The 6,367-nt window shown below is 33.9% G+C and carries 4 protein-coding genes; all 4 read right to left on the reverse strand.

Annotated features, from left to right (window positions below):
- Positions 1-101: 101 nt before the first annotated feature.
- Entirely contained in the window at positions 102-1,277 is a 1,176-nt protein-coding gene (gene iadA / locus ACYQ39_RS07260) for a beta-aspartyl-peptidase (protein WP_459841577.1), read from the reverse strand.
- 626 nt (positions 1,278-1,903) lie between these two features.
- Positions 1,904-3,235, reverse strand: a complete 1,332-nt coding sequence (glnA, locus tag ACYQ39_RS07265) for a type I glutamate--ammonia ligase (protein ID WP_459841579.1) — start codon at positions 3,233-3,235, stop codon at positions 1,904-1,906.
- A 180-nt stretch (positions 3,236-3,415) separates the two neighbouring features.
- Positions 3,416-4,819 (reverse strand): amino acid permease, encoded by a 1,404-nt coding sequence (locus ACYQ39_RS07270; protein ID WP_459841581.1) that lies wholly within the window; start codon positions 4,817-4,819, stop codon positions 3,416-3,418.
- Positions 4,820-5,083: 264 nt separating this feature from the next.
- Positions 5,084-6,367 (reverse strand): DUF5110 domain-containing protein (locus ACYQ39_RS07275; RefSeq protein WP_459841583.1); only part of this gene is annotated, 1,284 nt, incomplete at its 5' end.

Genomic DNA, 6,367 nt, shown 5'->3' on the forward strand with positions numbered 1-6,367 from the left:
ATTATTATAACAACCAATTTCAGTTTCTTGAAGTGATTTTTATTATTATATCATAAAAGCCTCTTCTTTTACTGAGCTCGTGAATAAGCTTTTATCTATAATTATTTATCTGCAAAAGTACCTTTAACTACTGCTTGACCATCCTCTACCATTAACTGACCTTGAGCCACTACTGATTTTACTTCTAAATCGTCATCCAAAATTGTTAAATCAGCTGTTGCTCCTTTTGTAAGTTGGCCCTTACCTTCTAACTTTAATAACTTAGCTGCATTAGTTGTAACAAATCGTAAAGCTTTCTCAAGCTCAATATCTTCATCTAAAACAGCCTTCTGAAGTTCCTCTAATAATGAACCTACAGAACCAATACCTAATTCAATAAAGTGACCAACATCATCAAATCTAGGTAAACTACCCATCCCATCAGAACTAAAAGTAATAGACTCTACACTAGCTCCTTTCTCAAGTAGCTTTTTAGCAGCCTTACTAGCTGGAATTTGAGGATCATCAGGATCATTAGTTGAGCTTGTAGTTAAGTCAACTACTCCACCTTTCTTTATAAAATCAGTAGCTGAATCTAATAACTCAGAATTTCTATTAATATGAGTAGGAAAAAACTGAGCCAAAGGAATTTCAGTCTCTTTAGCTATCTCTAATAAATAAGCTAAACCATTATCTCCATTACCCATATGAACATGAACAATTCCTGCTTTATCAGCCAATAGACCTCCAGTTCTAGTCAGAGCAGTAGCACGTTTAAATTCATTTAAACTAGGTTGAGAAGAACGATGATCTGCTAGAGCTATTTCTCCAATTCCAATTATTTTATCTATCAAGATTATATCATCTCGGCAGTTATCAGTTATTGTCTGTAACGGAAACTGATATGATCCTGTATAGATATAAGCACTAACCCCTTCTTCCTCTAAACCTCGAGCTTTAGCCAATAAAGAAGTCATATGTCTAGTAGTACCATCTGTACCTAAAGCACCAATAACAGTAGTTATTCCAGTCCTAGTCAACTGAGTTAACTTGATTTCTGGAGTTCTGCTACTGAAACCATCTTCTCCTCCACCGCCAATTATATGGACATGAGGATCAATTAAACCAGGTACTACTTTCAAACCTTCAGCATCTAAAACTTCAACTTGATAAAAGTCTGGATCAGGGCAAGGAATAGACTCGGCTATCTTTACAATCTTATCACCAGCTACCAAAATATCATTAGTTCCTAAATAATCAGGACTATAGACTGCTCCCTGTTTAATTAGTTTGAGCATGAGATCCTCCTCTATTTTTACTTTTTATCAAAAAATTTCAGTTAAAATTTAAGTTCAAAAACTGTTTCGGAACGGCTTATCAGCCTGTTTCCGAATTACTTTTGTCCAAAAACAAAAGTAATCAAAATTTTTTAGGAGAAATAAAACTCACTTACCGCTACTTAAAGTTATTTAAACTAAAATACTATACTATATTAAAAAATTTAGAAACTTTTTTATTAAGCATTTATGCTCTATAACCGCTTCGTTCAAACAGTATTTCTCCAAAATTCAAAACATAGAAAAATCACACTACCTTTGATAATAACAAAGCAACAGGAATAATTTTGACTGACGTTTAGAAAATTTTATTTGTGATTATGAAATGAAGAGCAAAATAAGATACGAATAAGACGAATCTATGATTCGGTTGATCTTATTTTACTTGGAATGAAATTAATAAAAAATTCTTTGAGAAAGAAAAATTTCTCCTATTGTCTTACACGAAAAGTGAAGCAATATATCAATTAAGTTCCACTTCATAAATATAATTCACAACAACTACTAATTTATACAATAGAGGAGGTTCAAATAAAAATAAAGCAGGGCAATTAATTGCCCTGCTTTATTTCTATAACTAATTTAAATTAAAATGTTTTTAAGTACTGGTCTAATTCCCACTGATGCACTTGAGTACGATATACATCCCACTCTAACTTTTTAGCTTTAACAAAATGTTCTAAAACGTGATCTCCTAAAGCATCCTTAACTACATCATCTTTTAATAATTCAGCTACTGCATCATTAATATTACCTGGTAGGCTTTCGATACCTAACTCTTCTTTTCTTTCGTCGCTCATAGCAAAGATATTCTCTACAACTTCAGCTGGTGGCTCAATTTCATTCTTAATTCCGTCTAATCCTGCTTTTAACATTACAGCAGTTGCTAAATATGGGTTAGCTGCTGGGTCAGGATTTCTCATCTCTACTCTAGTTCCTGCTCCACGAGAAGCTGGAATTCTAATTAAAGAACTACGATTAGAAGCAGACCAAGCCTTATAAACAGGTGCTTCATAACCTGGTACTAGTCGCTTATAAGAGTTAACTGTTGGATTAGTAATTGCTGCAATAGCATTAGAGTGCTTTAATAATCCACCAATATAATAATAAGCAGTCTGACTTAAGCCTAATTCATCATCTTCATCATAAAATGCATTCTCTCCATCCTTAAATAAAGACTGATTCATATGCATTCCAGAGCCATTTTCACCGAAAATAGGCTTAGGCATAAATGTAGCATGTAGATCATGCTCATTAGCAAGAGCCTTTACTACAAATTTAAAAGTAGCAATATTATCAGCTGTCGTTAAAGCGTCCTCATACTTAAAGTCAATCTCATGCTGTCCTGGAGCAACTTCGTGGTGAGAAGCTTCCATTTCAAAGCCCATCTTTTCTAAAGCCAATACAATATCTCTTCGTGTATCTTGACCTTCATCAATTGGCCCTAAATCGAAGTAACCACCTTTATCATGAGTAATAGTAGTTGGTTCTCCTTCTTCATCCTTTTCAAATAAGAAGAATTCTGGTTCTGGCCCAAGATACATTTCATAACCCATCTCTTCTGCTTCCTCTAGAGCATTCTGTAATACATTTCGTGGCCCACCTTCAAATGGTTCTCCATTAGGCATATAAACATCACAGATCAACCTAGCAACTGCTCCACCTTTATCTGGTCGCCAAGGAAAGACAGTAAATGTATCAAAGTCTGGCTTTAGCTTCATATCAGACTCTTGAATTCTAGTAAATCCGTCAATAGAAGAACCATCAAACATGATCTCTCCTTCTAAAGCTTCTTCCAATTGATCAACTGTAATTGCTACATTCTTAATTACTCCTAAAATGTCTGTAAACTGTAGTCTAATGAACTTAACGTCTAACTCTTCAGCCTTTCTTAAAATATCTTCTTTTGTTAAACTCATACTACTTCCTCCTCAATACTTTATTTTAAAATTTATTTTTATTTCCTATCCTTCATTTAACTTGTTTCTATCTTAACAGACTTCTAAATCTATGTCAAGTCTATGTTAAGTTTTTTGTAAATTTCCTAGTTAAAGAATCATTAGTAACAATAATCCCCTACTTATTTTAGGATTATACACTTATTTAGTTATAATATCAAACCTAATCCAATAGTAGACAAATAAAGAAGTAATAACTGTTACTCCTACTATTAATCCTACCAATTGATCAAAAACTAATACTGAAGATCCTAAAATTAATAATAGTAATCCAATTGTCAACCAAGATGTATAAGGATAGCCCCACATCTTAAACTTTAACTTACCTTCTCTTTCTAACTTAGGTCGATATTTTAACTGGCTAGCTAAAATAATAATCCAGTTAAAAAAAAGAATAAACCCTGCTGCACTAGTAACATATTCATAAACCTTATCTGGTAAGAGATAACTCAACACAACTGCTAGACCTAAACCCAAACTACTAGCTGCTAAAGCATAGATAGGAACTCCATTATCACTCTTAACTGTTAAGATTTCTGGAGCTTGTTTGTTTTCAGCAATAGAAAATAATACTCTAGTTACAGCATACATAGCAGCATTCATAGTTGATAAAGCAGCCGTTAAAATAACAAAGTTGATAATTGAACCAGCATAGGGAAAATCAATTAACCGAAATAGCTCAACAAAGGGGCTTGCCTCTTGGCTAACTTGATTCCAAGGTATGATAGCTAATAAAATAAGTAAAGAAGATACATATAAAATCACTAATGTCAAAACAATAGCTTTAATAGCTGTTGGAACTGTTTGGTCTGGGTTAACAGTCTCACTAGTTGCCATTCCTGTAACTACTACTCCGCCAAAAGAGAGTAAAGACATTAAAGAAGCAGATAAAACACCTTTAATACCATTAGGAAAAAATCCTTGATGAATAAAATAATTCTCCACACCTAATCTACCTTTGACTGAAAATACTCCAGCTAAAATAGACAGTCCTAGTAAGATAAAGATAATCAAGGCACCTATTTTAACTATGGAAAAAATCGACTCTATCTTCCCAAAGTTCTTAACTCCTAAAGAGTTAACTCCAATAATCATTAACGAATAGATAAAAGCAAAGACCCATAAAGGAATATCTGAAAACCACCATTGAGTAAAGATAGCAGAAGCTGTAACCTCACTAGACATTACTAATACTCCTGCTATCCAATACATCCATCCACTAGCAAAGCCATACATATCTCCTAAAGCTTGATTAGCATAACTCTGAAAAGAACCTGTATCTGGTACTGCTACTGACATTTCAGCTAAGGCTGAAAATACTTGCCACATAATAAAAGCACTGACTAAAAAATTAATTATGATTGCAGGACCACTTAAACTAATAGCAATACTACTAGCTAAGAAGAAACCAGCCCCAATAACTGCCCCTAAACCTACTAATATTAACTCTAGAAGATTAAGATCTTCTTCATTCTTTTCTTTGGCTTTTGGTTTAGCTTGTTCTCTAACTAAAGGGTGATCTACTTTATCTTTATCTTTTAACATAGCTTAACCAACTCCTATCTACTGCTCTATCAATTCCTACTTTTTAATATATCCTAAAAACAATGACTTCTATTCTTTAATTGGCAGTAGATAAGAAAACAACCCGATTAAGGATTGCTTTAAAAGACTAAACTTTAAACTGGTCAATTAGCTCCTGTAACTTTTGGGCCATCTTAGCCAACTTCTGACTAGCAACAGCCGTTTGCTCTATTAGTTCTATTATTTAACTAATATAGGGCAAGGAATAACCCTGCCCTAAAAATACTAGTTACTATATTCTACTGTAACTAAATTACCATAATCAACTTTAAGTTCCCAAGCAAACTGATTTAATTCTTCTAGAGAAAAGACCTTAAAACCTGCTACAATACCTGCTTCAGAATCACCTACTCTTCTGGAATGCTTAGCTTTAGCAGCCCAAGTAGATAATTGATACTCTACATTAGACTTCTGGTTGTTATTCCAGATAATAATCTTCTCTTCTCCACAGTTTTCAAATTTATCAATACCTACACCAGATAATAATTCTACTAAAGCTCTTATCTGACTATCAGTTAAGACAACAGAGAAATCTCGTAAATAACTTAAATTTGTAGTACCTTGCTCTTTAATTGCATCTTCAATCTGTGACTTAGCAGTTGTATCCATTCTAAATCCTTTTAACATCTTTCTACACTTATCTAATCTTCGATCTCTTTTAGATAATAATGTATCGGACTCACTAGCTAATATAGCTGTTACTTGTTGCTTAGGCTTAATCTGACCAACTTTAACTACTAGAGTCTCTTCTTCTTCTTTATAATTAGAAGTAACTGTCTGTTCTACTCCGTCAACTTTTAAGTCAAATTCATCTGGCTGTTTAATACCTTTAAAGACCAACTTATAGTCTCTCTCTTCTGGAATGTAATCAGTATTGCCTTCTACTTGATTGATCTCAAACTGTAGCCTATCTTTATCCCATTGCTGGACAAACTTTGTAGTTGCATACTCACCTGCTTTATAATCTTTAGAATCTCCTTCATCTTCATACAGCTCAAAGGTGTTATCGGCACCCGGAAAGATATTAAGCTCAAGTTCTGCTGGATTGTCAACTCCACCCCAGTCTACCTTTGGGCCAAGTGGAATAATAGCACCTGCTTTAGCAAAGACAGGAATTTCATCTAAAGTACCATATTGGGCATACCAATTATCACCTTGATAATACTCTCCAGTAAAGAAGTTAAACCAATCTCCCTCTGGTAACCAGACTGACTGGCGACTTAAATCAGTTGTTTCATCTTTAGATTCTAAATAAGGAGCAACAACTAATTCACTACCAAAGTAATACTGTTGAGGGCAACTATAGGCTTCTTCTTGTTCTGGATAATGATAATACATTGGAGTGATTAATGGAATACTCTCCTGATGGTTTCGCCAAGCCATAGTATATATATAAGGAATTAAGGCATGACGTAGTTTCATAGCTTCTTTAGCTGATTTATAAACCTCAGCACCATGTCCCCAAGGCCTACGATCAAGGTATCTATCCTTGGTACAGTGTAGTCTCAT

It is taken from the genome of Halanaerocella petrolearia (genome assembly GCF_054657875.1).